At 70.8% G+C, this 1,147-nt stretch carries 1 protein-coding gene; it reads right to left on the reverse strand.

Annotation, left to right across the window (positions count from 1 at the left end):
• The coding region (locus L6Q67_RS23410) for a histidine kinase dimerization/phospho-acceptor domain-containing protein (RefSeq protein ID WP_296575878.1) at nt 1-1,134 on the reverse strand (1,134 nt) is incomplete at its 3' end.
• Between the last annotated feature and the right edge of the window lie 13 nt (nt 1,135-1,147).

Consider the following 1,147-nt stretch of genomic DNA (forward strand, 5'->3'; position numbering starts at 1 on the left):
GATGCCGATGCCGGTGTCCCGCACCTCGAAGCGCAGCACCAGGTGGCTGCCCTCGTCGGCGTCGACATGCGCGTCCAGGGTGACGCCGCCCCGGCTGGTGAACTTGATCGCGTTGCCCACGTAGTTGATCAGCGCCTGCTGCAGCCGCGTCCCGTCGCCGATCAGGCCCGGCAGGCCGGCGGGGGAGTCGGTTTCGAGCCGGATGCCCTTGCTCGCCGCCCGCTCGGCCATGATCTCCACCACGTTGGAGAGCAGCTGCGGGACCTGGATGGGCTCGCTGCTCAGACTCAGCTTGCCGGCCTCGATCTTCGAGAGGTCGAGGATGGCGTTGATGACCTCCAGCAGGTGCTGCCCGGCGATGTTGATCTTGTCGAGGCGCTCGGCCTGGCGCGGGGTCACGCCCTCGCGCCGCATCAGGTGGGCCATGCCGATGATGGCGTTCATCGGGGTGCGGATCTCGTGGGACATGTTGGCGACGAAGGCGCTCTTGGCCACGCTGGCGGCCTCGGCGCTCTCGGCCTTGCGGCGCTCGCTGATGTCGCGCAGGATCAGCACGTAGTGGATGTCGTCGGGCACCGTCATGCGCGACACGGTGAGCTCGGCCGAGATCCGCTGCCCGGCCTTGTGGCGGGCTTCGATTTCGGTGATCCGGCCGACCAGGGCGTCGAGCTGCAGGCCGCCCGAGGCGTCGGCGATCAGCTCGGCGGCCGCGTGGCCACGGAGCTCGTCGCCGGCGTAGCCCAGCATGGCCTCGGCGGCCGGGTTGGCCGACAGGATGTGCCCGCGGGCGTCGGCGGTGAGCATGCCTTCGCTGATGCTCTCGATCACCGCGCGGTAGCGGGCCTCGTTGCGGGCGGCGGCGATCAGGGCGGTGCTGCCGGTGCGCTGCAGGGTGTCGATGGAGGCGGCGAGCTCGTCCACCTCGTCCCGATTGGCGCGGGGCTGCAGCAGCGGCGCAAGGGGCTTGCCCCGGACCACGTCGCGCAGGTCGTCGGCGGTGACCGCCCGCAGCTGGCGGGCGATGGCCACCAGGCGACGGGTGACCACGCCCTGATAGACCAGCACCAGCACCATCGTCACCAGCAGGATCACCAGCGCGTTGCCCGCGAAGGTGGCGACCCATACCCGCGCCATCGTCGCCTGGTCG

The organism is Zoogloea sp., assembly GCF_023150065.1.
Lineage (GTDB): Bacteria > Pseudomonadota > Gammaproteobacteria > Burkholderiales > Rhodocyclaceae > Zoogloea.